Below are 21,608 nucleotides of genomic sequence, written 5' to 3' on the forward strand. Positions count from 1 at the left end.
ACGACATCGCTCAACGGTCCACTTTCTCACCCGCGCGCGATCCGTTGCCGCTTTCCCGACGGGTGTCCGGTGTCGGGTCACTCGGCTGCCCGTGATCGGCGCCGTCGCCGCTGTCTCCGGAGGGTTCCGTACCGTCGGGGTCACCGTCCCCACCGGGCTCGGTGCCGGGGCCGCCGGCGGGGGTGTCGCGGGCCGCCGCCCGCTTGCGCTGGGTGTACATCCGGACCCCGGCGAGCACCAGGAGCAGAACGCCGCCCGCGATGACCAGCAGCACGGTGGGGGTGGCCTCGGAGACCTTCACGGTGAACTGCATGGCAGGGCCGTAGAGCTTGCCGTCCTCGGTGTAGAGCTGCGCCGTCATCCGGACCTGGCCGTTGGCGTTGGCCTTGGCGTCGAACTTCACCGACTGGCTGTGGCCGCCCTTGATCTCGATGGGGCGCTCCGCGGTCCCCTTGCCGCCGTCGAGGCTGAGCCGGGCTCCGTTGTCCGAGCTGAGCCGCAGCACCAGCCGGTCGACGTCCTGGACCAGCCGGTTCTGGACGGTCACCGGGATGGTGGCGCTGCGGCCCGAGAGGGTGATCTGCGACTTCTCGATGAGCTGGACTTCGCCGACGAGCCGCCCGAGGGTCGTGCGCACATCGGCGCGGTAGGCCTCGGCGGCCTGCTGATGGCCCCGCCACGAGGTGGACATCTCCCGGTCGATCGCACGGGAGAACGGCGTCTCCACCCGGTCCCGGGCGGTCAGGATGAGCGTGAAGTTGTCGAGGGTCTCCTGGGTGTCCCGGATCTCCTCGAAGGCCCGGTCGGGCAGCTCGCGCTTGCGCAGCTTCTCGGGGTACTGGGACACCGAAGGAGTCCTGCGGTTCGCCCCGCTGTCCGGCCTGGCGTCCGCTGCCGCGAGCAGGTCGATCTGCTGCGTCCAACGCTGTCCGGCGAGCCCCTGGAGGGCGCGTGCCATGCTCTGCGCCTGCGATGTGGTGGGCATCCGCTGGGGGGCCACGACGACGCTGCGGCCCGCGGGTGCCTCGTCCTGGAGCGCCACCGCCAGGGTCTGGGCCAGGAACCGCTGCACGGCGAGGGTGGACTCGCCGCTGTCCAGCATGTTCCCCTCGAACGCCTTCGACAGCCGGGCGTCGGCGACCACCGCGGTGGTGCCCCCGCCGATCGGCCGGGCCGCGGATGCCGTGTACGGAAGATCGTCACGGAGGCTGTCGCTGCGGGCGATCACATGGTCGGCGCCCGCGGAGGTGGCGACCTTCACGATCGACGAGTCGATCGCCCCGTCGACGGGCCAGGCGAACTCCACGGACGGCTTGACGTGCAGGATCGTCTCCACGGTCAGGCTCGCCACCTCGGTGGCATCCGTCAGCCGCCCGAGAGTGCCCGTCCCGCGGTGGGCCAGGGACGCCAGATCCGGGTCCGCATAGGGGAGGGCGATCACCTTGCGGTTCTGGACCGCGGCCTCCAGGGAGCTGAGCCACTGCTTGGCCACCGCCTGGTTACGGCCCGGAACGGTCTCCTCGCCGCCCTTGCCGTCCTTCACCCGGTAGTTCCGGGTCATGGCGTCCACGGTGGCCAGCAGGTCGGGGTCGATGACCCAGGTGACCGGCAGTTCGCGGCCGAGGGACACCATCTGTCCCAGCCGGCCCTCGGGGGAGATCTCCTTGGCCAGCGACTCGTCCTCGAAGACCGGGGTGCGCTGCTCGTCGGAGCCGACCTCGGACGTCAGATGGGTCGAGGAGACCAGCGGCCAGAGGTAGGTGAGGCGGGTGCGCTGTTCCAGGGTGTCGGGCTGCCAGGGCAGGAAGGTCCGTTCGATGCCCAGGACCTGCCGGTAGGACGAGCCGCGGCTCCGCCCCGAGAGGCTGACCCCGAGCTGATAGACGCCTGCCTCGCCGAGTTCGAGCTCCTCGACGGGCACCGACACGGTGAAGTCCCGGCTGATGCCCGGAGCCAGGGAGGGCAGCTTCACGGTGTACCGGCCGCCCACGGCGGGGCCGTCGGCAGCCCGGTCGTACCCCGTGCGCTTCGCGGCCCGGTCTATCCCGGTGCGGCCGTTGACCGGGGGCCCCACATGGAGGTCGATCTCGGGGCTCGTCACCGGTCCCTTGGTCTTGTTGACCACCGTGCCGGATACGGTGAGTGTTCCGTCCTCTTCCGGCACGCTCGGGGTGACTGTGGTGAGACTCACATCCACGGTGGTCGGACCCGGGGCGGCCGGAGCGGCCTGAGCGGCGGGCGCGGACGACCCGAGGAGCCCCACGATCATGGGGGCGGCGGCGAGCGCGCAGACGGCCCTGCGGAGCCATCGACGGGCAGGCGCGGGGGTCATCCTCCGGAAGTCTGCCGCCTCGGCCACGCGCTCGTCCGTCCCTCGTCGTCTGCTGTCGTCAGGTCGCTGTCGCTCATTGCGTCCACGCATGGTAACGAGGTGCGCCGGGCGGAAGTGCCGCGGACTGCCCTACATGATCGTCACGGTCTACGGGGGACCCCTGCGGGCCCGGGGGACGTAACCTTCTCTGTTGTGCCGAACGCCAATGAAGACACTCCCTCCGCACTGAACCAGGTGCAACGCCGCGCGGTGACGGAGCTACTGCGGGTAGCTCCCGTCGCGGACGATCTCGCCTGCCGCTTCCAGGAAGCCGGCTTCCGTCTTGCCCTGGTCGGCGGCTCGGTACGGGACGCGCTCCTCGGCCGGCTCGGCAACGACCTCGACTTCACCACGGACGCCCGCCCCCAGGACATCCTGAAGATTGTCCGCCCCTGGGCGGATTCGGTATGGGACGTCGGTATTGCCTTTGGCACTGTCGGGGCCCAGAAGAGCGGCTATCAGATCGAGATCACCACCTACCGCTCCGAGGCCTACGACCGCACCTCCCGCAAGCCGGAGGTGTCCTACGGCGATTCCATCGAGGACGATCTCGTCCGCCGGGACTTCACGGTGAACGCGATGGCCGTCGCGCTCCCGGAGAAGGAGTTCATCGACCCGCACCACGGTCTGGAAGACCTCGCGGCCAAGGTGCTCCGGACCCCGGGCACCCCCGAGGCGTCCTTCTCGGACGATCCGCTGCGGATGATGCGAGCCGCCCGCTTCTCGGCCCAGCTCGATTTCGAGGTGGCGCCCGAGGTCGTCCGTGCCATGACGGAGATGTCCGACCGCATCGACATCGTCTCCGCCGAGCGGGTCAGGGACGAGCTGAACAAACTGCTGCTCTCCCGCCACCCCCGGACGGGACTGGCCCTCCTCGTCGACTCCGGACTGGCCGCCCGGGTGCTTCCGGAGCTGCCCGCCCTGCGGCTGGAGAGCGACGAGCACCACCGGCACAAGGATGTGTACGAACACTCCCTGACCGTGCTGGAACAGGCCATCGCCCTGGAGGAGGAAGGGCCGGATCTGGTGCTCCGGCTCGCCGCGCTGCTCCATGACATCGGCAAGCCGCGCACCCGTCGGTTCGAGAAGGACGGCCGGGTCTCCTTCCACCATCACGAGGTGGTCGGCGCGAAGATGACCAAGAAGCGGATGGCCGCCCTCAAGTACTCCAATGAGCTGGTGAAGGACGTCTCCCGGCTGGTGGAGCTGCATCTGCGCTTCCACGGCTACGGGGACGGGGAGTGGACCGACTCGGCGGTACGCCGCTATGTGCGCGACGCCGGACCGCTGCTCGACCGGCTGCACAAGCTGACCCGCTCGGACTGCACCACCCGGAACAAGCGGAAGGCGGCTGCCCTCTCCCGCACGTATGACGGATTGGAGGAGCGCATCGCGCAGCTGCAGCAGCAGGAGCAGCTGGACGCCATCCGGCCCGACCTCAACGGCAACGAGATTCAGCAGATCCTCGGCATCGGCCCGGGACCGCTGATCGGCAAGGCGTATGCGCATCTGCTGGAGCTGCGGTTGGAGCACGGGCCGATGGAGCGCGACGACGCGGTCAAGGCGCTCACCGAGTGGTGGGCCGCTCAGGGATAGGGCGCTTCTTTCGGATCGGGCCGATGGCCGGGTGCGGGGCATGTTTCACGTGAAACATGCCCCGCACCCGTTGGGCAGCCGTTCCGGGAAACCGCCTCCGGGGCGGGCGATGTTTCACGTGAAACATCGCCCGCCCCACCGCGAAGCTCAGCCGGCCCGGCCGGTCGACCGGGGAAGCGCGGGGGTGGTCCTGCTCCAGCGCAGAAGCATCAGGGCGATTCCGGCGTAGATCGCGCCGATCAGCACCACCAGCAGGGCCGAGCGGCCGTCGGGCGGCAGTATCAGTGCGGCGACGGCTGCCGCCGCGACGAACGAGACATTGAACAGAACGTCGTAGAGGGAGAAGATCCGGCCCCGATAGGCGTCGTCCACCGAGATCTGGACAACGGTATCGGTGGTGATTTTCACCCCCTGGGTGACCAGGCCCAGAACAAAGGCCGCGACGAGTATCGGTGCCTTCGCGAAGGGGAGCCCGAGCGCCGGGACGAGTACGGCCGCGGTCGCGGCGCAGAAGATCATCCAGCGGTACGGTCCGAACCGCCCGATGGTCCAAGGGGTGATCACGGCGGCGACGAAGAAGCCGGCCCCCGATACGGCGACGGCCACCCCGAGGAGCGCCAGCCCGTCCCGCTCGTCCGCGTACCAGGCGTAGCGGCAGAGCATCAGCACGGTCACCAGCAGCGCCCCGTAGCAGAAGCGCATCAGGGTGACTGCGGTCAGGACCCGGGCCGCGGCCGGCCGTCGGGCCAGATGGCGCAGCCCGTCGGTCAGACCGCGAGCCGTGGAGACGAGGGCGGTCGCCAGACGGGGCTGGACCCGCTCCGGATCGGGGCCGAGGAGGTCGCGCCCCATCCGCAGGGAGGCCAGTCCGGCACAGAGGTAGAGGGCGGCCCCCAGGAGGACTACCGCCGCATCGGAGTCGGCGACGACCAGTCGTACGACGAAGGCGAGCCCGCCGCCCGCGGTCGCCGCCAGAGTGCCGGCCGTGGGCGAGAGGGCGTTGGCGATGACCAGCCGCTCGTCGTCGACCACCCGGGGCAGTGCGGCGGAGAGCCCGGCGAGGACGAAGCGGTTGATGGCTGTGACCGACAGGGCCGAGACGTAGAACAGCCAGTCCGGTACGGAGGCCAGGATCAGCAAGGCGGTGCCGCAGGCGAGCAGGGCCCGCAGCAGATTGCCGTAGAGCAGCACCTGGCGGCGGCGCCAGCGGTCCAGCAGCACCCCGGCGAAGGGGCCGATCAGCGAGTACGGCAGCAGCAGAACGGCCATGGCCGAGGCGATGGCCGCGGGCGAGGTCTGTTTCTCCGGCGAGAACACCACATACGTGGCGAGCGCGACCTGGTAGACGCCGTCCGCTGTCTGGGACAGCAGCCGGACCGTCAGCAGTCGGCGGAAGTTCGTCAGGCGCAGGAGTACGCGCAGATCACCTACGACGGGCATGGGGCCAAGCGTCACACACCGGCCCGGCACAGATGCGGAGGGTCCCCGGTGAACCACCGGAGACCCTCCGTAGCCTTGCGCCACTGCCCTGTAGGGCGGGGATCAGCTCTCGGTCTCGCCCTTGATGAACTTCTCCACGTTCTCGCGGGCCTCGTCGTCGAAGTACTGGACCGGCGGGCTCTTCATGAAGTAGCTGCTGGCCGAGAGGATCGGGCCGCCGATACCGCGGTCCTTGGCGATCTTCGCGGCGCGCAGGGCGTCGATGATGACGCCGGCCGAGTTCGGGGAGTCCCAGACCTCGAGCTTGTACTCCAGGTTCAGCGGGACGTCACCGAAGGCACGGCCTTCCAGGCGGACGTACGCCCACTTGCGGTCGTCGAGCCACGCGACGTAGTCGGACGGACCGATGTGGACGTTCTTCTCGCCCAGCTCGCGGTCGGGGATCTGCGAGGTGACGGCCTGCGTCTTCGAGATCTTCTTGGACTCCAGCCGGTCGCGCTCCAGCATGTTCTTGAAGTCCATGTTGCCGCCGACGTTCAGCTGCATCGTGCGGTCCAGGACGACGCCCCGGTCCTCGAAGAGCTTCGCCATCACACGGTGCGTGATGGTGGCGCCGACCTGCGACTTGATGTCGTCACCGACGATCGGGACGCCCGCCTCGGTGAACTTGTCAGCCCACTCCTTGGTGCCCGCGATGAAGACGGGGAGCGCGTTGACGAAGCCGACCTTGGCGTCGATGGCGCACTGCGCGTAGAACTTCGCAGCGTCCTCGGAGCCGACGGGGAGGTAGCAGACCAGAACGTCGACCTGCTTGTCCTTGAGGACCTGGACGACGTCGACCGGGGCCTCCGGCGACTCCTCGATGGTCTCGCGGTAGTACTTGCCCAGACCGTCGAGGGTGTGGCCGCGCTGCACCGTGACACCGGTGTTCGGCACGTCGCAGATCTTGATGGTGTTGTTCTCGCTGGCGCCGATGGCGTCCGCCAGGTCGAGGCCGACCTTCTTGGCGTCCACGTCGAAGGCCGCCACGAACTCGACGTCCCGGACGTGGTACTCCCCGAACTGGACGTGCATCAGACCCGGCACCTTGCCGGCCGGGTCGGCGTCCTTGTAGTACTCGACGCCCTGCACCAGCGAGGCGGCGCAGTTGCCCACGCCGACGATGGCTACGCGAACCGAACCCATTCCGGTTGCTCCCTGTGTGATTTCGGTATTCCGGATGAGACCCTGCGGACCGCGGGGTCTCAGTTGGCGGTGCCGTCGGACGGATCCGGCGGGGTGGCGGGCCCGGAGGTCTCCGCGTCCCCACGCCGGGGCAGGCCGTCCCCGGGCCCCGCGGTGTTCTGCTGCTGTGCTGCGGAGCCGGGGGAGGAGCGTCGCTGATCCCGTCCCGCCCGCTCGCTCTCGATGAGCTCGTTCAGCCAGCGCACTTCGCGCTCCACGGACTCCATTCCGTGGCGCTGGAGCTCCAGCGTGTAGTCGTCGAGGCGCTCCCGGGTGCGGGCGAGGGAGGCGCGCATCTTCTCCAGACGCTCCTCCAGCCGACTGCGGCGGCCTTCCAGCACCCGCATCCGCACCTCGCGCTCCGTCTGCCCGAAGAAGGCGAAGCGAGCCGCGAAGTGCTCGTCCTCCCAGCTGTCGGGGCCGGTATGCGCAAGCAGCTCCTCGAAGTGTTCTTTCCCTTCCGCCGTCAACCGGTAGACGATCTTGGCGCGGCGCCCTGAGAGTGGAGCGGCCAGGGCGTCGTCGGGAGCATTTCCCGGTTCCTCGATCAACCAGCCGTTGGCGACCAGCGTCTTGAGGCAGGGATACAGGGTCCCGTAACTGAAGGCCCGGAAGATCCCCAACGAAGTGTTGAGCCGTTTCCGCAGCTCGTACCCGTGCATCGGGGCTTCACGGAGGAGGCCGAGCACAGCGAACTCAAGAATTCCCGAGCGCCTGCTCACCTCGGCCTCCCTTCGTACGGCCCCGACTCTCTATGACGTGCTGATGTATCGACTCGATACATCAGCACGATAGGACGGCGGGGCTCCTGCGACAAGGGGGGTCATGGTGAACGGGGTCACATCGTCAATTCGTTCTGGCCAACTTGCCTGTTTTGGGATGAACTTCAGCGTCGGGATGGATTTGTTCGTGCGTAGTCTGTGCGGATGCAGACCGCCGGGAACCACATGACGGCCCCAGTCGTCATCGCCGTGGGTGCACTGCGGACGAGCCCTTCACGCGGCCGGTCCGCATCCATGCCGGGGGGACCGGAAGTCAACTGCCGCTTCCAGGCGTTTCGCCTGCCCGAGGAGTAGTCGTTCGATGAGCGAGCACCGTCGCAAACCGCCGCAGACCGGCGGACGGGCCGCTGCCAGGCGCGAAGCCCAGCAGCCATCCGGCCGCCGTGCCGCCCCCACCGGGGACACCGGCGCCGTCTCCCCTGCCGCCTCCCACGGTGAGGAGCGCCCTTACGGCGGCCGCGCCGAGGCCCGGCGGGCCGCCCAGCGCGGCGGCCGCCGCCGGGTGGATCCCACTGCCGCCGGAGGCGGCCGGGGCGGGCGCGGCGGCGGCCGCCGCGCCGGTGGCGCGGGCCACCATGACCCGGGCGGTGGCGGCCCTCGCAAACGGCGACTGGTCGACTACCCGCGGTACGACAAGGACGGCTGGCGCCGCTGGACGCCCTCCTGGAAGCTGGTGGCCGGGCTGGCGCTGGCCTTCTTCGGCACCCTGATGGGCGCGGCGACGCTGGCGTACGCCTGGGTGGACGTCCCGGACCCCCGTAAGCAGGCGGAGGCCGAGAACAACGTCTATTACTGGTCCGACGGCTCCCAGATGGCCGCGACCGGCGGTGAGGTCAACCGGCAGAACGTGGGGATCGAGCAGATCCCCGTGCATCTGCAGAACGCCGTGAAGTCGGCGGAGAACAAGACCTTCGACTCGGACTCCGGCATCGACCCCAAGGGGATCAGCCGGGCCCTGGTGAACATGGCCCGCGGTCAGCAGACCCAGGGTGGTTCCACGATCACCCAGCAGTATGTGAAGAACGCCCGGCTCGGCGACCAGTCGCAGACCATCAGCCGTAAGTTCAAGGAACTGTTCATCTCCATAAAGGTCGGCACGGAGATGAAGAAGCCGGAGATCATGGCCGGCTATCTGAACACCTCCTTCTACGGCCGGAACTCCTACGGGATCCAGGCCGCGGCGCGTACCTACTTCGGTGTCGACGCCAACAAGCTGACCGTCGCCCAGTCCGTCTTCCTGACCACCCTGCTCAAGGGCGCGACCTACTACGACCCGGCCGGGGCCACCGACTTCGACGAGGCGGCCACTGCGGAGGCCAATACCAAGCGGGTGACCGAGCGCTGGAACTGGGTCCTCGACGAGATGGTGAAGGACGGCCACCTCGACAAGGCGGAGCGGGACAAGACGGTCTTCCCGAAGGTCCTCGACCCCGCCAAGCAGGCCAAGCTCGGCGGCCAGGTCGGCTATCTCGTGGACCTCGCCAAGGCGAATTTCCTCTCGAACAACAAGCAGCTCACCGCCGCGGACCTCTCCCTCGGCGGCTACGAGATCTACACGACCTTCAACAAGAACCAGGTCAAGCTGCTCCAAGAGTCCGTCAAAAAGGTCTACGACAAGAACATCGACCCGAAGAAGCGTCCCGACAAGGACACCCACGTCCAGTTCGGCGGGGCTTCGATCGAACCGAAGACCGGGAAGATCGTCGCGATCTACGGCGGAACCGACGCGACCAAGCACTTCACCAACAACGCCGACAGCACCGGTGCCCAGGTCGGCTCGACCTTCAAGCCGTTCGTCCTCGCCTCCGCGATGGAGGTCGGGGTGCGCGATCCGGAGGGCGGCCGGGTCCAGACGGAGTCCCAGCGCACCAAGATCGACCCCGACAAGACGGTCTACAACGGCAAGAACAAGCTCAAGATCAAAAACTACGACGGGTCGATCTGGCGCAACGAGGAGGGCAAGGAGTGGCTCCAGGTCAACGACGGTGACACGGACTACAAGAACATCAACCTCCGCGACGCGATGATCGACTCGGCGAACAGCCCGTTCGTGCAGCTCGGTATGGACATCGGCGTTTCGGAGGTCCGCAAGGCCGCGGTCAAGGCCGGACTGCTGGAGAGCTCGCTCAACAAGTCCGACGTGCCCTCCTTCTCCATCGGCATCTCCACCCCGAGCGCCATCCGCATGGCCAGCTCCTACGGCACCTTCGCCGCCGAGGGCCAGCAGCGCGACCCGTACTCGGTGGAGTACGTGAAGAAGAGCGGCCGGGAGATCTACCGGCACGAGGACAAGCCGACCGACGGCTTCTCCCCCGCCGTCGCCAACAACGTCACCGATGTGCTGGTCGACGTCGTCGAGAAGGGCACCGGTACGAACGCCAAGGTCCCGGGCCGCCAGGTAGCCGGCAAAACGGGTACCACCGACGGCAACAGGTCGGCGTGGTTCGTCGGCTACACCCCGCAGCTGTCGACCGCGATCGATATGTACCGCCTCGACGACAACGAGAAGAACACCAAGCGCGAGTTCCTGAAGATGTTCGGCACCGGCGGCCAGGACAAGATCCACGGTTCGTCGTTCCCGTCCGACATCTTCGCGGACTATATGAAGAACGCGCTCAAGGGCACCAAGGCGCTGAAGTTCCCCGAGCCCGAGCCGATCGGCGAGGCGTACTGGGGCGGCGGCGCGTCCAGCCCGCCGCCGTCGAAGTCGGCGGAGCCCTCGGCCACGTCCTCGACGAAGGCGCCGTCGAAGACCCAGCAGACCCAGAAGGAGTCGAAGTCCCCGCCGGCCACCGGCAACTCCCCCGACCCCAGCAACTCCTGCAAGCCCTGGGACAACTGGAGCTGTGGTACCAACACCGGCAGCAACAACAACGGCGGCACCGACGGGAGCAACAACAACGGGGGCACCGACGGCAGTGCCGACAACGGCGGTAACGCCAATAACGGCAGCACTGCCAACAACGGCGGCAACTCCAATAACGGCGGCAACTCCAACAACAACGGTGGCAACAGCAACGGCCTCGTGATCGGCGGGCCCCAGGAGGAGTAGCCCTCCGGCCCGTCCGCGCCCCTGCGAGGGCCGTGGCATCCGGCACCCGCGGTTCCGTGTCCCGTACCCGGCCGCACCGGATTCCACGGCCCTCGCGGCGTACCCCCACCCGTACGGCAGGATGTGCACCATGCCCAGCGCAGAGAAGACGACCGTGCCCCCGGACGACCGCCCGGATGTACGGCCCACCCGGCGCGATTCCGTCGCGGCGGCCGGCAGCGAGCTGATCGGTGGCCCGGCCGGCCGCTGGGCCCTGCGCGTCCGCGGCGGCTATCCGACCCCCGTACGCGTGGTGGCGCTCACCGCCATCGGGATGTTCGCCCTGGGCATGGTCCAGAAGATGCCGTGCTACGACTGGGCCTGGTTCCGCGGCGCCAGCTCCCAGTACACCCATGCCTGCTACTCCGACATTCCGCACCTCTTCGTCGGGCGCGGCTTCTCGGACGGGCTGATTCCGTACTTCGACCGGCTCCCCGGCGATATGGAGTACCTGGAGTACCCCGTACTGACCGGGCTCTTCATGCAGATCGCCGCCTGGCTCACCCCCTCGGGCGGATCCCTCCAGGACCAGCAGCAGCTCTACTGGATGGTCAACGCGGGCATGCTGATGGTCTGCGCCGTGATCATCGCGGTCTGTGTCTCGCGGACCCACGCCCGCCGCCCCTGGGACGCCCTCCTGGTCGCCCTGGCCCCCGCCTTCGCCCTGAACGCCACCATCAACTGGGACCTGCTCGCCGTCGCCCTGACCGCCGCGGCGATGCTGATGTGGTCCCGCAGCCGCCCGCTGGCCTTCGGGGTGCTGATCGGGCTGGCGACCGCCGCCAAGCTCTACGCGCTCTTCCTGCTCGGACCGCTGCTGGTGCTCTGCTGGCGGGCCGGGAAATGGCGGGAGTACGGCCTGGCGGTTCTGGGCGCCGCGGGCTCCTGGCTGGTGGCCAATCTGTATGTGCTGCTGGCGGCGCCCGAGGGCTGGCGGAAGTTCTACACCTTCAACCAGGAACGGGATATCGACTTCGGGTCCGTCTGGCTGATCGCCGCCCAGCGTTTCGACATCACGATCACGCCCGAGGAGGTCAACCGCTACTCCCTGTTCCTGGCGGTGCTGGCCTGCGCGGGTATCGCCTGGCTGACCCTGAGCGCACCCCGGCGGCCGCGATTCGCGCAGGTCGCCTTTCTGGTGGTGGCCGCGTTCATCCTGACCAACAAGGTGTACTCGCCGCAGTACGTGCTCTGGCTGATCCCGCTGGCGGTGCTGGCCCGGCCGCGCTGGCGGGACTTCCTGATCTGGCAGGCCTGCGAAGTGGCGTACTACCTCGGCATCTGGATGTACCTGGCCTACACCACCAGCGGCAACCAGCGGCAGGGCCTGCCGCCCGAGGGGTACCACTTCGCGATCGCCCTGCATCTGCTGGGGACGCTCTACCTCTGCGCCGTCGTCGTACGGGACATCCTGCGGCCCGAGCGGGACGTCGTACGCCAGGACGGGGCGGACGACCCCTCGGGCGGGGTGCTCGACCGGGCGGACGACGTGTTCGTGCTGGGCCGGGAAGGGGCGTACGGAACCGGCCACGGCGATGCGGACGGGCCGAAGGTGGCCTGGGGCTTTGCAGGCCCCGAAGGCCGTACGGTGCCGCCGAGCGGCTCATAAGGACCGCCCCGGGAGCTGCCGTACGCGGCTCCCGGGGCGGCCTTGTCAGAGGCTGCCGGTCAGCGTTCCACGATGCGGTCGAACTGGGTCGTGGTGTGCCGCAGATGCGCCACCAGCTCATCGCCGACCCGCGGCTCCTGCGCGTCCGCCGGGACGAACAGAATCGACACCTGCATATGCGGCGGCTCGGCGAACCAGCGCTGCTTGCCCGCCCAGACGAAGGGCGACAGATTGCGGTTCACCGTCGCCAGACCGGCCCGGGCCACGCCCTTGGCCCGCGGCATCATCCCGTGCAGCGCCTTGGGCGCCTCCAGGCCGACGCCGTGGGACGTACCCCCGGCGACGACCACCAGCCAGCCGTCGGACGCGGCCTTCTGCTGGCGGTAGCCGAACCGGTCGCCCTTGGCGACGGGGGTGACGTCGAGGACGGAGCCGCGGTACTCGGTCGAGTCGTGGTCGCCCAGCCAGAGGCGGGTGCCGATCCGGGCCCGGAACCGGGTCTGCGGGAACTGCTGGCGCAGTTTGGCCAGCTCCTCGGCGCGCAGATGGCTGACGAACATGGTGTGCAGCGGCAGCCGCGCGGACCGCAGCCGGTCCATCCAGGTGATGACCTCCTCGACGGCGTCGGAGCCGTCGGTGCGGTCGAGCGGGAGGTGGAGCGCGAAGCCCTCCAGCCGCACATCTTCGATGGCGGCCGTCAGCCGGGCCAGATCCTGCTCGGAGACGCCGTGGCGCTTCATGGTGCTCATGCACTCGATGACCACGCGGGCGCCGACCAGGGCGTGCACCCCGTCGACCGACGATACGGAGCGGATCACCCGGTCCGGCAGCGGCACCGGCTCCTCACCGCGGCGGAAGGGCGTGAGGACCAGCAGATCGCCGCTGAACCAGTCCTTGATGCGGGCGGCCTCGTACGTGGTGCCGACGGCCAGCATGTCGGACCCGAAGCGGGTCGCCTCCTCCGCCAGCCGCTCGTGCCCGAAGCCGTACCCGTTGCCCTTGCAGACCGGTACGAGCCCGGGGAACTGGTCGGTCACCGAATTCTGGTGCATCCGCCAGCGGTTGGTGTCGACGTACAGGGAGAGCGCCATGGCCGGCCCGGAACCTTTCTGGTGGCTGCGGTGTATCGAAGGTGTGGACAGAGACGGGGGAACACGTGATCTACGAGGTTACGGGGTGGGGACCACCGGCGGCGGAAGCGGCCGGGGCACCGGTGGTCCCGTCGGCTCAGCGGCGCGACATATACATGTCCAGGGCCTTGTGCAGCAGCTTGTTGAGCGGGAAGTCCCACTCCCCGACGTACTCGACGGCCTCGCCGCCGGTGCCGACCTTGAACTGGATGAGACCGAAGAGGTGGTCGGTCTCGTCGAGGGAGTCGCTGATGCCGCGCAGGTCGTAGACGGTGGCGCCCATGGCATAGGCGTCGCGGAGCATCCGCCACTGCATCGCGTTCGAGGGCCGGACCTCGCGGCCGATGTTGTCGGAAGCCCCGTAGGAGTACCAGACGTGGCCGCCGACGACGAGCATCGTCGCCGCGGACAGGTTGACGCCGTTGTGCCGGGCGAAATAGAGGCGCATGCGGTTGGGGTCCTCGTTGTTGAGGACGGTCCACATCCGCTGGAAGTACGAGAGCGGGCGCGGGCGGAACCGGTCGCGCACCGCGGTGATCTCGTACAGCCGCTGCCACTCCTCCAGGTCGTAGTAGCCGCCCTGGACGACCTCGACCCCGGCCTTCTCGGCCTTCTTGATGTTCCGGCGCCAGAGCTGGTTGAAGCCCTTGAGGACGTCGTCGAGGGAGCGGTTGGCCAGCGGCACCTGGTAGACGTAGCGGGGCTGGACGTCACCGAAGCCGGCACCGCCGTCCTCACCCTGCTGCCAGCCCATCTTGCGCAGCCGGTCGGCGACCTCGAAGGCGCGGGGCTCGATATGCGTCGCCTCGACGTCCCGCAGCCGCTTGACGTCGGGGTCCTGGATACCGGCCTTGATGGCGGGAGCGTCCCAGCGGCGGATGACGACCGGCGGGCCCATCTTCACGGAGAACGCGCCCTGCTGCTTCAGGTGGGCGAGCATCGGCTGCAGCCAGTCGTCCAGATTGGGGGCGTACCAGTTGATGACCGGGCCCTCGGGGAGATAGGCGAGATACCGCTTGATCTTGGGGAGCTGGCGGTAGAGGACCAGTCCGGCACCCACGAGCTGACCGTGCTTGTCGAACCAGCCCAGGTTCTCCGAGCGCCACTCGGTCTTCACATCCGACCATGCGGGGACCTGGCAGTGGCTTGCCGACGGCAGGGACTGGATGTACGCCAGATGCTGCTCTCGGCTGATGGTCCTCAGTGTCAGGCTCATATGGGGCGCTCCTCGGCAGGTGTGTCCCCATGGGTCAGGGGCTCCGGCTCTCGCGCCGAAGCCTACTGGGCTGGAGGAGCGCCCCGAATGGGCACGTTCGATGTACCCGTTCGACGTGGCCTGTCGGCCGTTGGGGTGATCCACCGGACCCCGGACTCACCCGGCCCGGCTCGTGCTGGATCTTGCGTATTCGCGGACGGGGTTGCCGGGAACGCGGGCGCCGGCGGTCCGGGCCGTGAAGGGCCGGGGTGCCGGTGGATCACCGGTACCCCGGCCGTGGTGCCGCCCGGCGGCGGTCAGCCGATGAGGCCGCCGAAGAGGCCGCCGTGCGCCATACCGAGGAAGAAGCCCGCGGCGGACATCCCGAGCCCCACGATCAGGATGAACCGCTCACGGGTCGTCGCGGAGATGAACTGTCCGTAGCCGCCCGTGAGGATGCCGATCAGGCCCGTCCACGAGCTGAGTAGATGGAGGGAGGGGAACCACGACGACACAAAGGCCAGCACGCCCAGAACCAGGGTCACCCCGGCCAGGGTGTCCTGAAGGGGATGAGGCTTGCCGTCCGTGGCGAAGAGGGATGTCTGACGTCGCACTGCCTGTGCCATGCGGCACCTCCTGGCGTTGCCGAGCGCGGCGCATCGTAGTGCCGCGCACACCCGATGTGTACAGATTGCGCCCTCCGGCTGCCGGATTTCAACCGCAAGCACCTCTCCGGGTACTCTGAACGGTCTGCGCGGTGTCGGCCCAGGCTGCCGACCGATCCGGCATCGACAGCCGGTGAGTGTCAGTGGGCCCTGCTTTACTCGACACCGTTGCAACAACGCATCACGACCCTCCTGCCACGGAACGACCGTGGCCGCTGAGTCCAAAGGAGGTGGGTTCCACATGCGTCACTACGAGGTGATGGTCATCCTCGACCCCGATCTGGAGGAGCGCGCTGTCGCCCCCCTGATCGAGAACTTCCTCTCCGTCGTCCGTGAGGGCAACGGAAAGGTCGAGAAGGTCGACACCTGGGGCCGTCGTCGTCTCTCGTACGAGATCAAGAAGAAGCCCGAGGGCATCTACTCGGTCATCGACCTGCAGGCCGAGCCTGCGGTCGTCAAGGAGCTCGACCGCCAGATGAACCTGAACGAGTCGGTCCTCCGGACCAAGGTCCTCCGCCCCGAGACCCACTGAGCATCCGCTCAGAGGTCAAAGGGTTCGAGTAGCAGCAAGCAGCCAAGCAATCCCCGCCGAGAGGTTCACCCATGGCAGGCGAGACCGTCATCACGGTCGTCGGCAATCTCGTCGACGACCCCGAGCTGCGCTTCACCAACTCCGGTGCGGCGGTCGCGAAGTTCCGTGTCGCGTCCACCCCGCGCACCTTCGACCGTCAGACCAATGAGTGGAAGGACGGCGAGAGCCTGTTCCTGACCTGCTCGGTCTGGCGGCAGGCGGCGGAGAACGTCGCCGAGTCGCTCCAGCGCGGCATGCGCGTCGTCGTGCAGGGCCGGCTGAAGCAGCGGTCCTACGAGGACCGCGAAGGTGTGAAGCGCACGGTCTTCGAGCTGGATGTCGAGGAAGTCGGCCCCAGCCTCCGGAACGCCACGGCCAAGGTCACCAAGACCGCCGGTCGCGGTGGTCAGGGTGGTGGCTACGGCGGTGGCCAGCAGGGTGGCGGCAACTGGGGCTCCGGCCCCGGCGGCCAGCAGGGCGGCGGGGCTCCCGCCGACGACCCCTGGGCCACCGGTGCTCCCTCCGGCGGCGGCCAGCAGGGCGGCGGAGGCAACTGGGGTGGAAACTCCGGTGGCTCCAGCGCTTCCGGCAACTCCGGCGGCGGCTACTCGGACGAGCCTCCCTTCTAGGCGTCCCGCGCCGGGACACCAGGGGTGCTCGCTACTCCCCATTCTTGATCACACAGGAGATACACCATGGCGAAGCCGCCTGTGCGCAAGCCGAAGAAGAAGGTCTGCGCGTTCTGCAAGGACAAGACCGCATACGTGGACTACAAGGACACGAACATGCTGCGGAAGTACATTTCCGACCGCGGCAAGATCCGTGCCCGCCGCGTTACCGGCAACTGCACGCAGCACCAGCGTGACGTCGCCACGGCCGTGAAGAACAGCCGTGAGATGGCGCTGCTGCCCTACACGTCCACCGCGCGATAAGGGAAGGGTGACCGCACAATGAAGATCATCCTCACCCAGGAAGTCTCCGGGCTCGGTGCCGCGGGAGACGTCGTCGAGGTCAAGGACGGATACGCTCGCAACTACCTGGTTCCGCGCGGTTTCGCGATCCGCTGGACCAAGGGCGGCGAGAAGGACGTGGCGCAGATCCGCCGCGCCCGCAAGATCCACGAGATCGCGACCATCGAGCAGGCCAACGAGGTCAAGGCCAAGCTTGAGGCCGTGAAGGTGCGTCTGGCTGTTCGCTCCGGCGACGCCGGCCGTCTCTTCGGCTCCGTGACCCCGGCCGACATCGCCTCGGCGATCAAGACCGCCGGGGGCCCGGAGGTCGACAAGCGCCGTGTCGAGCTCGGTGCGCCGATCAAGACCCTGGGCTCGCACCAGGTGTCCGTGCGTCTGCACCCCGAGGTCGACGCCAAGCTCGGCGTCGAGGTCGTCGCGGGCTGACGTCAGTCTCCGACTGAGCAGGCAGTGGGCCGTACCCGTCGGGTACGGCCCACTGTGCTGTCCGGATTCCTGTCCGGCGCGCCCGCCGGTGGAGCACCGGGCAATATCGTCGTCGGGCGGCCACCGTTTCACGTGAAACAGTGGTTCAGCGGGTTGCTCCGGTGACGAGCCAGCGCCCGGAGCGGGTCCGTACCCAGAGCGTCGCCATCCGTACGGCCATCATCAGGCCCATCGCCCACCACAGGGCGGTGAGACCGCCGCCGAATACGGGGATCAGCAGGGCGACCGGGGCGAAGACCGCCAGGGTCACCAGCATGGCGCCGGCGAGATAGGGGCCGTCTCCGGCTCCCATCAGAACTCCGTCGAGGACGAAGACGATCCCGGCGACCGGCTGGGTGAGCGCCATGACCAGCAGGGCGGACAGCAGCGCATCGTGGACGGCGGGATCGCTGCTGAACAGGGGCAGGAAGAGCGGGCGCAGCAGTACCAGCAGCAGACCGAAGACCATCCCCGAGACCAGGCCCCACTGCACCATCCGGCGGCCGACCTGGCGGGCTCCCTCGGTGTCCCCGGCTCCGAGGTAGCGGCCGATGATCGCCTGGCCGGCTATGGCGATGGCGTCCAGGGCGAAGGCCGTAAGGCTCCACAGGGAGAGCACGATCTGATGGGCGGCGATCTCGGTGTCGCCCAGGCGGGCGGCGACGGCGGTGGCGATCATCAGTACGGCGCGCAGGGACAGCGTACGGATCAGCAGGGGGACCCCGGCCCGTGCACTGGCCCGTATGCCCGCGGCATCGGGGCGGAGCGAGGCCTGGTGCCGGCGGGCGCCCCGGACGACGACGACCAGATAGGCCACGGCCATGGCGTACTGGGCGATGACGGTGCCCCAGGCGGATCCGGCGATTCCGAAGCCGGCGCCGTAGACGAGCAGAACGTTCAGTACCGCATTGGCGCTGAAGCCGCCGACCGCGACATAGAGCGGGGTACGGGTGTCCTGGAGGCCGCGGAGCACTCCGGTGGCGGCCAGCACGATCAGCATGGCGGGGATGCCGATGAGGGAGATGCGCAGATAGGTGACGGCGTAGGGGAAGGCGGTGTCGGAGGCTCCGAAGGCGTCGATGATCCGGGGTGCCAGCGGGAGGGTGAGGGCGACCACGGCCGCGCCCAGGATGACCGCGAGCCAGATGCCGTCCATTCCCTGGCGGATCGCCCCCGGCAGATCTCCGGCTCCGACCCGGCGGGCCACGGCGGAGGTGGTGGCGTAGGCGAGGAAGACGAAGACGCTCACCGCGGTCATCAGCAGAGCGGCAGCGATGGCGAGCCCCGCGAGCTGCGCGGTGCCGAGGTGGCCGACAATCGCACTGTCGACCATGACGAAGAGGGGTTCGGCGACCAAGGCGCCGAACGCGGGAACGGCGAGGGTGATGATCTCTCGGTCATGGCGTCGCCGGATCGCCTTCGGCGGTGCGGAGGCCTGAGTCATATGCACAAGGTAATCGTCCACAGGTAAGAGATGCAAGTGTTCTGTGATCCTTACCTCTACTCAGGGTGACGGCTTGGCGCTGGGCCGTTTGTTCCGTTCGTGCTCCGCTTGGGAAACTTTTTCTCCCCCACAGCCCGTGGATGGAAAAGGTGCAGGTCAGGGGTGGTCTCCCCAGGCGAGGGCCGGGTTGTCCACAATGCTGTCCCCCGGTCCGTGCACAGGTTCCGGGGAGTTCTCCACAGCATCTGACCGCTCATCCACATGGCCTGTGGATAACCAGATTGGCTGACGGTGGCGAGCGGCCTAACGTGGACCGTTGCTCGACGCGCCGGAAGCCGGGTCGGGCCACTCGATTTGTCAGTGCTGTGCCGTAGAAAGAAGGGGCACGGCGAGGTCCGCTCAGCGGACGGGAGGAAGGTGGCCCGGGTGAGCATTTCCGAGCCCTTGGACGACCCGTGGGCGGCCGACGGAATCCCCGGCGACCGTCTGCCCGTCTCCCGTTCCCGCCGTGACGACCGCGGCCCTGACCGCCGTGGCGGCCGGGACGACCAGCACGAACGAGGCCGGGACGGCGGCGGCTGGGACGGAGCCGGCGGAGGCTTCGAGCGGGTGCCGCCCCAGGACCTGGACGCCGAACAGTCGGTGCTCGGTGGCATGCTCCTCTCCAAGGACGCCATCGCGGACGTCGTGGAGATCATCAAGGGGCACGACTTCTACCGCCCCGCCCATGAGACCGTCTATACGGCGATCCTGGACCTGTACGCCCGCGGGGAACCCGCGGACCCGATCACGGTCGCGGCCGAACTGGTCAAACGCGGTGAGATCACCCGGGTCGGCGGCGCGTCCTACCTCCACACCCTGGTGCAGTCGGTCCCCACCGCCGCCAACGCCTCGTACTACGCGGAGATCGTCCATGAGCGGGCGGTGCTGCGCCGGCTCGTGGAGGCCGGCACCAAGATCACCCAGATGGGATATGCGGCGGACGGCGACGTCGACGAGATCGTCAACTCCGCCCAGGCCGAGATCTACGCCGTCACCGAGCAGCGGACCAGCGAGGACTACCTCCCCCTCGGGGACATCATGGAGGGCGCGCTCGACGAGATCGAGGCGATCGGCTCCCGCAGCGGCGAGATGACCGGGGTGCCGACCGGCTTCACGGACTTCGACTCCCTGACGAACGGGCTCCACCCCGGTCAGATGATCGTCATCGCGGCCCGTCCGGCGATGGGAAAGTCCACCCTGGCGCTGGACTTCGCCCGAGCCGCGTCGATCAAGAACAATCTGCCGAGCGTCATCTTCTCCCTCGAAATGGGGCGCAACGAGATCGCGATGCGTCTGCTGTCGGCGGAGGCCCGGGTCGCGCTGCACCATATGCGCTCCGGCACCATGACCGACGACGACTGGACCCGGCTGGCCCGCCGGATGCCGGACGTCTCCCAGGCGCCGCTGTACATCGACGACTCCCCCAATCTCTCGATGATGGAGATCCGCGCCAAGTGCCGTCGGCTGAAACAGCGCAACGACCTCCGGCTCGTCGTCATCGACTACCTCCAGCTGATGCAGTCCGGCGGCTCCAAACGCGCCGAGAGCCGTCAGCAGGAGGTTTCGGACATGTCGCGAAACCTCAAGCTGCTGGCGAAGGAACTGGAGCTTCCGGTGATCGCGCTCTCCCAGCTGAACCGTGGCCCCGAGCAGCGCACCGACAAGAAGCCCATGGTCTCCGACCTGCGTGAATCGGGCTCCATCGAGCAGGACGCGGATATGGTGATCCTGCTGCACCGCGAGGACGCCTATGAGAAGGAGTCCCCCCGCGCCGGGGAGGCCGATCTGATCGTGGCCAAGCACCGTAACGGTCCGACGGCCACGATCACGGTCGCCTTCCAGGGCCACTACTCCCGCTTTGTGGACATGGCCCAGACCTGATCACCCCGGGTCCGGTTCTCCGTTGAGGCCGACGCCGACGGCCGGCTGGTCCGGCAGGTCGAACTCGAAGGCCACGACTCCGAACAACTCGCCTCCGAGCGGTTCGAAGAGATGGGGGACACCACCGTTGGCAGATCGCGTCCCGGCCCGGCCGACCTCTCGGCACGGCGGAGGCTTCTTGGCATCATCGCCGATATGACCCCGACCTTTCCCCGCACCGTCCGAGCCGTCGACACCGCTCAGCTCCTGGACCTGGCCCAAGAGGCCGCCCGGCACGGCTTCAGCCAGCGGCTCCCGGTCGACTGGCTCCGGGAGCACCTTGCCGCGGAGGCGACGCACTACCTGTTCCCGACGGTCGTGCAGCACCTCACTCACCGTCCCGAGACACCGGTGCAGTGGAGGTGCCGGCAACTGCTGACCGTCGGCACCGGCGAACAGATCCTGGGTCTGCTCGACGTTCTTCCCGGCACCTTCGACAAGATCCCGGAAACCTTGGACACGGCATCCAAGAAGGACATCGTCAGCCGCATCGACCGAGCAGTGTCCGTGCGGGAGTGGGTGGAACGGATGGCTGCCGATAAGTGAGAACCTACACCGGGGTTTCAGGACCGGTTCGGTGCCAGACGGTCTCGTAGTAGCGGACGCGGTGGTCCTCGCCGGTCAGATGCATGCCCGCGGCGGTCATCACATGGTGGGACGGGGTGTTGTGGTGGTCGGCGTCGCCCTTGACCCGGGTGATGCCGAGGGCACGGGCATGGGACAGGACGGCGCGGAGGGCCTCGGAGGCGTAGCCGCGGCCCCGGGCCGAGGGGATCAGTCCGTAGCCGACGGTGACGCTGCCGGTGCTGTCGGCGGGGCCGTGGAAGTCCACCCCGCCGATCGCCCGCCCGTCGGACCGGAGCCGTATCTCGAAGGCGCCGGGATGCGGACGGGCGGCGGTGGCACGGATACGGGTGTCGAGGAAGCGGCGGGCCGCGGAGCTGTCGTCCGTCATGGGATAGCCCGGCGCCCACACCGCTCCGGGAAACGGGACGCCCTCCGCCAACTTCCCGGCCTCCTCCGGGGTCAGCGGATGCAGGACGAGTCGCTCGGTCACAAGATCTTCCATGGAGATGGCCTAGCACGGTACGC

The 21,608-nt window shown here is 68.4% G+C and carries 18 protein-coding genes; 9 read left to right on the plus strand and 9 right to left on the minus strand.

The window, feature by feature from the left end; genetic code table 11:
- Nucleotides 1-10: 10 nt before the first annotated feature.
- The gene (locus ACIQ9E_RS22105) at nt 11-2,422 is read right to left on the minus strand and encodes a DUF6049 family protein (protein ID WP_403709535.1); all 2,412 of its coding nucleotides are present in this window, start codon (nt 2,420-2,422) and stop codon (nt 11-13) included.
- A gap of 102 nt (nt 2,423-2,524) precedes the next feature.
- Between ACIQ9E_RS22105 and ACIQ9E_RS22110 the strand changes: the two genes are divergently transcribed.
- Nucleotides 2,525-3,967 carry a CCA tRNA nucleotidyltransferase gene (locus ACIQ9E_RS22110; RefSeq protein WP_403709537.1) on the plus strand — a complete coding sequence of 481 codons (1,443 nt, stop codon included), beginning with the start codon at nt 2,525-2,527 and terminating at the stop codon, nt 3,965-3,967.
- A 147-nt stretch (nt 3,968-4,114) separates the two neighbouring features.
- Here ACIQ9E_RS22110 and ACIQ9E_RS22115 read toward each other — a convergent pair whose 3' ends face one another.
- The 3 genes from ACIQ9E_RS22115 to ACIQ9E_RS22125 all read right to left on the minus strand — a co-directional run bounded on the left by ACIQ9E_RS22115 (nt 4,115) and on the right by ACIQ9E_RS22125 (nt 7,353).
- Nucleotides 4,115-5,407, minus strand: coding sequence for an MFS transporter (locus ACIQ9E_RS22115; protein ID WP_403709539.1), 1,293 nt, complete (start codon nt 5,405-5,407; stop codon nt 4,115-4,117).
- 102 nt (nt 5,408-5,509) lie between these two features.
- Nucleotides 5,510-6,592, minus strand: a complete 1,083-nt coding sequence (locus ACIQ9E_RS22120; protein WP_403709541.1) for an inositol-3-phosphate synthase — start codon at nt 6,590-6,592, stop codon at nt 5,510-5,512.
- A 59-nt stretch (nt 6,593-6,651) separates the two neighbouring features.
- Nucleotides 6,652-7,353, minus strand: coding sequence for a PadR family transcriptional regulator (locus tag ACIQ9E_RS22125; protein WP_040915549.1), 702 nt, complete (start codon nt 7,351-7,353; stop codon nt 6,652-6,654).
- A gap of 361 nt (nt 7,354-7,714) precedes the next feature.
- Between ACIQ9E_RS22125 and ACIQ9E_RS22130 the strand changes: the two genes are divergently transcribed.
- Both ACIQ9E_RS22130 and ACIQ9E_RS22135 read left to right on the plus strand, forming a co-directional pair.
- Nucleotides 7,715-10,465, plus strand: coding sequence for a transglycosylase domain-containing protein (locus tag ACIQ9E_RS22130; RefSeq protein WP_403709543.1), 2,751 nt, complete (start codon nt 7,715-7,717; stop codon nt 10,463-10,465).
- A gap of 130 nt (nt 10,466-10,595) precedes the next feature.
- Nucleotides 10,596-12,113, plus strand: a complete 1,518-nt coding sequence (locus ACIQ9E_RS22135) for a glycosyltransferase family 87 protein (protein ID WP_403709545.1) — start codon at nt 10,596-10,598, stop codon at nt 12,111-12,113.
- Nucleotides 12,114-12,172: 59 nt separating this feature from the next.
- Here the strand turns inward: ACIQ9E_RS22135 and ACIQ9E_RS22140 are convergent, their stop codons facing one another.
- The 3 genes from ACIQ9E_RS22140 to ACIQ9E_RS22150 all read right to left on the minus strand — a co-directional run bounded on the left by ACIQ9E_RS22140 (nt 12,173) and on the right by ACIQ9E_RS22150 (nt 15,064).
- Nucleotides 12,173-13,204, minus strand: a complete 1,032-nt coding sequence (locus ACIQ9E_RS22140; protein WP_403709547.1) for an alanine racemase — start codon at nt 13,202-13,204, stop codon at nt 12,173-12,175.
- Nucleotides 13,205-13,340: 136 nt separating this feature from the next.
- Nucleotides 13,341-14,459, minus strand: a complete 1,119-nt coding sequence (locus ACIQ9E_RS22145) for a peptidoglycan bridge formation glycyltransferase FemA/FemB family protein (RefSeq protein WP_006348073.1) — start codon at nt 14,457-14,459, stop codon at nt 13,341-13,343.
- A gap of 296 nt (nt 14,460-14,755) precedes the next feature.
- Entirely contained in the window at nt 14,756-15,064 is a 309-nt protein-coding gene (locus ACIQ9E_RS22150) for a hypothetical protein (RefSeq protein WP_366259201.1), read from the minus strand.
- Nucleotides 15,065-15,344: 280 nt separating this feature from the next.
- Here ACIQ9E_RS22150 and rpsF point away from each other — a divergent pair, with 280 nt between their 5' ends.
- From rpsF to rplI, 4 genes are all read left to right on the plus strand, one after another.
- Nucleotides 15,345-15,635, plus strand: a complete 291-nt coding sequence (rpsF, locus tag ACIQ9E_RS22155) for a 30S ribosomal protein S6 (RefSeq protein WP_005482942.1) — start codon at nt 15,345-15,347, stop codon at nt 15,633-15,635.
- A 71-nt stretch (nt 15,636-15,706) separates the two neighbouring features.
- Complete coding sequence (locus ACIQ9E_RS22160; protein ID WP_403709549.1) at nt 15,707-16,303, plus strand: single-stranded DNA-binding protein; 597 nt, start codon at nt 15,707-15,709, stop codon at nt 16,301-16,303.
- 66 nt (nt 16,304-16,369) lie between these two features.
- On the plus strand, nt 16,370-16,606 hold the full coding sequence (gene rpsR / locus ACIQ9E_RS22165; protein WP_358826448.1) for a 30S ribosomal protein S18: 237 nt from the start codon (nt 16,370-16,372) through the stop codon (nt 16,604-16,606).
- An 18-nt stretch (nt 16,607-16,624) separates the two neighbouring features.
- Nucleotides 16,625-17,071, plus strand: coding sequence for a 50S ribosomal protein L9 (rplI, locus tag ACIQ9E_RS22170; protein WP_389883317.1), 447 nt, complete (start codon nt 16,625-16,627; stop codon nt 17,069-17,071).
- 145 nt (nt 17,072-17,216) lie between these two features.
- Here rplI and ACIQ9E_RS22175 read toward each other — a convergent pair whose 3' ends face one another.
- Nucleotides 17,217-18,554 (minus strand): MATE family efflux transporter, encoded by a 1,338-nt coding sequence (locus tag ACIQ9E_RS22175; protein WP_403709552.1) that lies wholly within the window; start codon nt 18,552-18,554, stop codon nt 17,217-17,219.
- 426 nt (nt 18,555-18,980) lie between these two features.
- Between ACIQ9E_RS22175 and dnaB the strand changes: the two genes are divergently transcribed.
- Nucleotides 18,981-20,477 carry a replicative DNA helicase gene (gene dnaB / locus ACIQ9E_RS22180; RefSeq protein ID WP_403709554.1) on the plus strand — a complete coding sequence of 499 codons (1,497 nt, stop codon included), beginning with the start codon at nt 18,981-18,983 and terminating at the stop codon, nt 20,475-20,477.
- A 195-nt stretch (nt 20,478-20,672) separates the two neighbouring features.
- The gene (locus tag ACIQ9E_RS22185; protein WP_403709556.1) at nt 20,673-21,062 is read left to right on the plus strand and encodes a hypothetical protein; all 390 of its coding nucleotides are present in this window, start codon (nt 20,673-20,675) and stop codon (nt 21,060-21,062) included.
- A 4-nt stretch (nt 21,063-21,066) separates the two neighbouring features.
- On the opposite strand, the gene ACIQ9E_RS22190 is transcribed toward ACIQ9E_RS22185, so the two are convergent.
- Nucleotides 21,067-21,585 (minus strand): GNAT family N-acetyltransferase, encoded by a 519-nt coding sequence (locus tag ACIQ9E_RS22190; RefSeq protein ID WP_403709558.1) that lies wholly within the window; start codon nt 21,583-21,585, stop codon nt 21,067-21,069.
- Nucleotides 21,586-21,608 lie beyond the last annotated feature (23 nt).

Source organism: Streptomyces sp. NPDC094448, from assembly GCF_044763775.1.
Lineage (GTDB): Bacteria > Actinomycetota > Actinomycetes > Streptomycetales > Streptomycetaceae > Streptomyces.

Bases quoted from the DNA above. Each gene is read 5' to 3' on its own strand.
- ACIQ9E_RS22120 (WP_403709541.1), bottom strand. From the start codon at position 6,592: ATGGGTTCGGTTCGCGTAGCCATCGTCGGCGTGGGCAACTGCGCCGCC.
- rpsR (WP_358826448.1), top strand. From the start codon at position 16,370: ATGGCGAAGCCGCCTGTGCGCAAGCCGAAGAAGAAGGTCTGCGCGTTC.
- ACIQ9E_RS22145 (WP_006348073.1), bottom strand. From the start codon at position 14,459: ATGAGCCTGACACTGAGGACCATCAGCCGAGAGCAGCATCTGGCGTAC.
- ACIQ9E_RS22115 (WP_403709539.1), bottom strand. From the start codon at position 5,407: ATGCCCGTCGTAGGTGATCTGCGCGTACTCCTGCGCCTGACGAACTTC.
- ACIQ9E_RS22135 (WP_403709545.1), top strand. From the start codon at position 10,596: ATGCCCAGCGCAGAGAAGACGACCGTGCCCCCGGACGACCGCCCGGAT.
- ACIQ9E_RS22130 (WP_403709543.1), top strand. From the start codon at position 7,715: ATGAGCGAGCACCGTCGCAAACCGCCGCAGACCGGCGGACGGGCCGCT.
- rpsF (WP_005482942.1), top strand. From the start codon at position 15,345: ATGCGTCACTACGAGGTGATGGTCATCCTCGACCCCGATCTGGAGGAG.
- ACIQ9E_RS22150 (WP_366259201.1), bottom strand. From the start codon at position 15,064: ATGGCACAGGCAGTGCGACGTCAGACATCCCTCTTCGCCACGGACGGC.
- ACIQ9E_RS22140 (WP_403709547.1), bottom strand. From the start codon at position 13,204: ATGGCGCTCTCCCTGTACGTCGACACCAACCGCTGGCGGATGCACCAG.
- ACIQ9E_RS22105 (WP_403709535.1), bottom strand. From the start codon at position 2,422: ATGCGTGGACGCAATGAGCGACAGCGACCTGACGACAGCAGACGACGA.
- ACIQ9E_RS22160 (WP_403709549.1), top strand. From the start codon at position 15,707: ATGGCAGGCGAGACCGTCATCACGGTCGTCGGCAATCTCGTCGACGAC.
- rplI (WP_389883317.1), top strand. From the start codon at position 16,625: ATGAAGATCATCCTCACCCAGGAAGTCTCCGGGCTCGGTGCCGCGGGA.
- ACIQ9E_RS22185 (WP_403709556.1), top strand. From the start codon at position 20,673: ATGACCCCGACCTTTCCCCGCACCGTCCGAGCCGTCGACACCGCTCAG.
- ACIQ9E_RS22175 (WP_403709552.1), bottom strand. From the start codon at position 18,554: ATGACTCAGGCCTCCGCACCGCCGAAGGCGATCCGGCGACGCCATGAC.
- ACIQ9E_RS22190 (WP_403709558.1), bottom strand. From the start codon at position 21,585: ATGGAAGATCTTGTGACCGAGCGACTCGTCCTGCATCCGCTGACCCCG.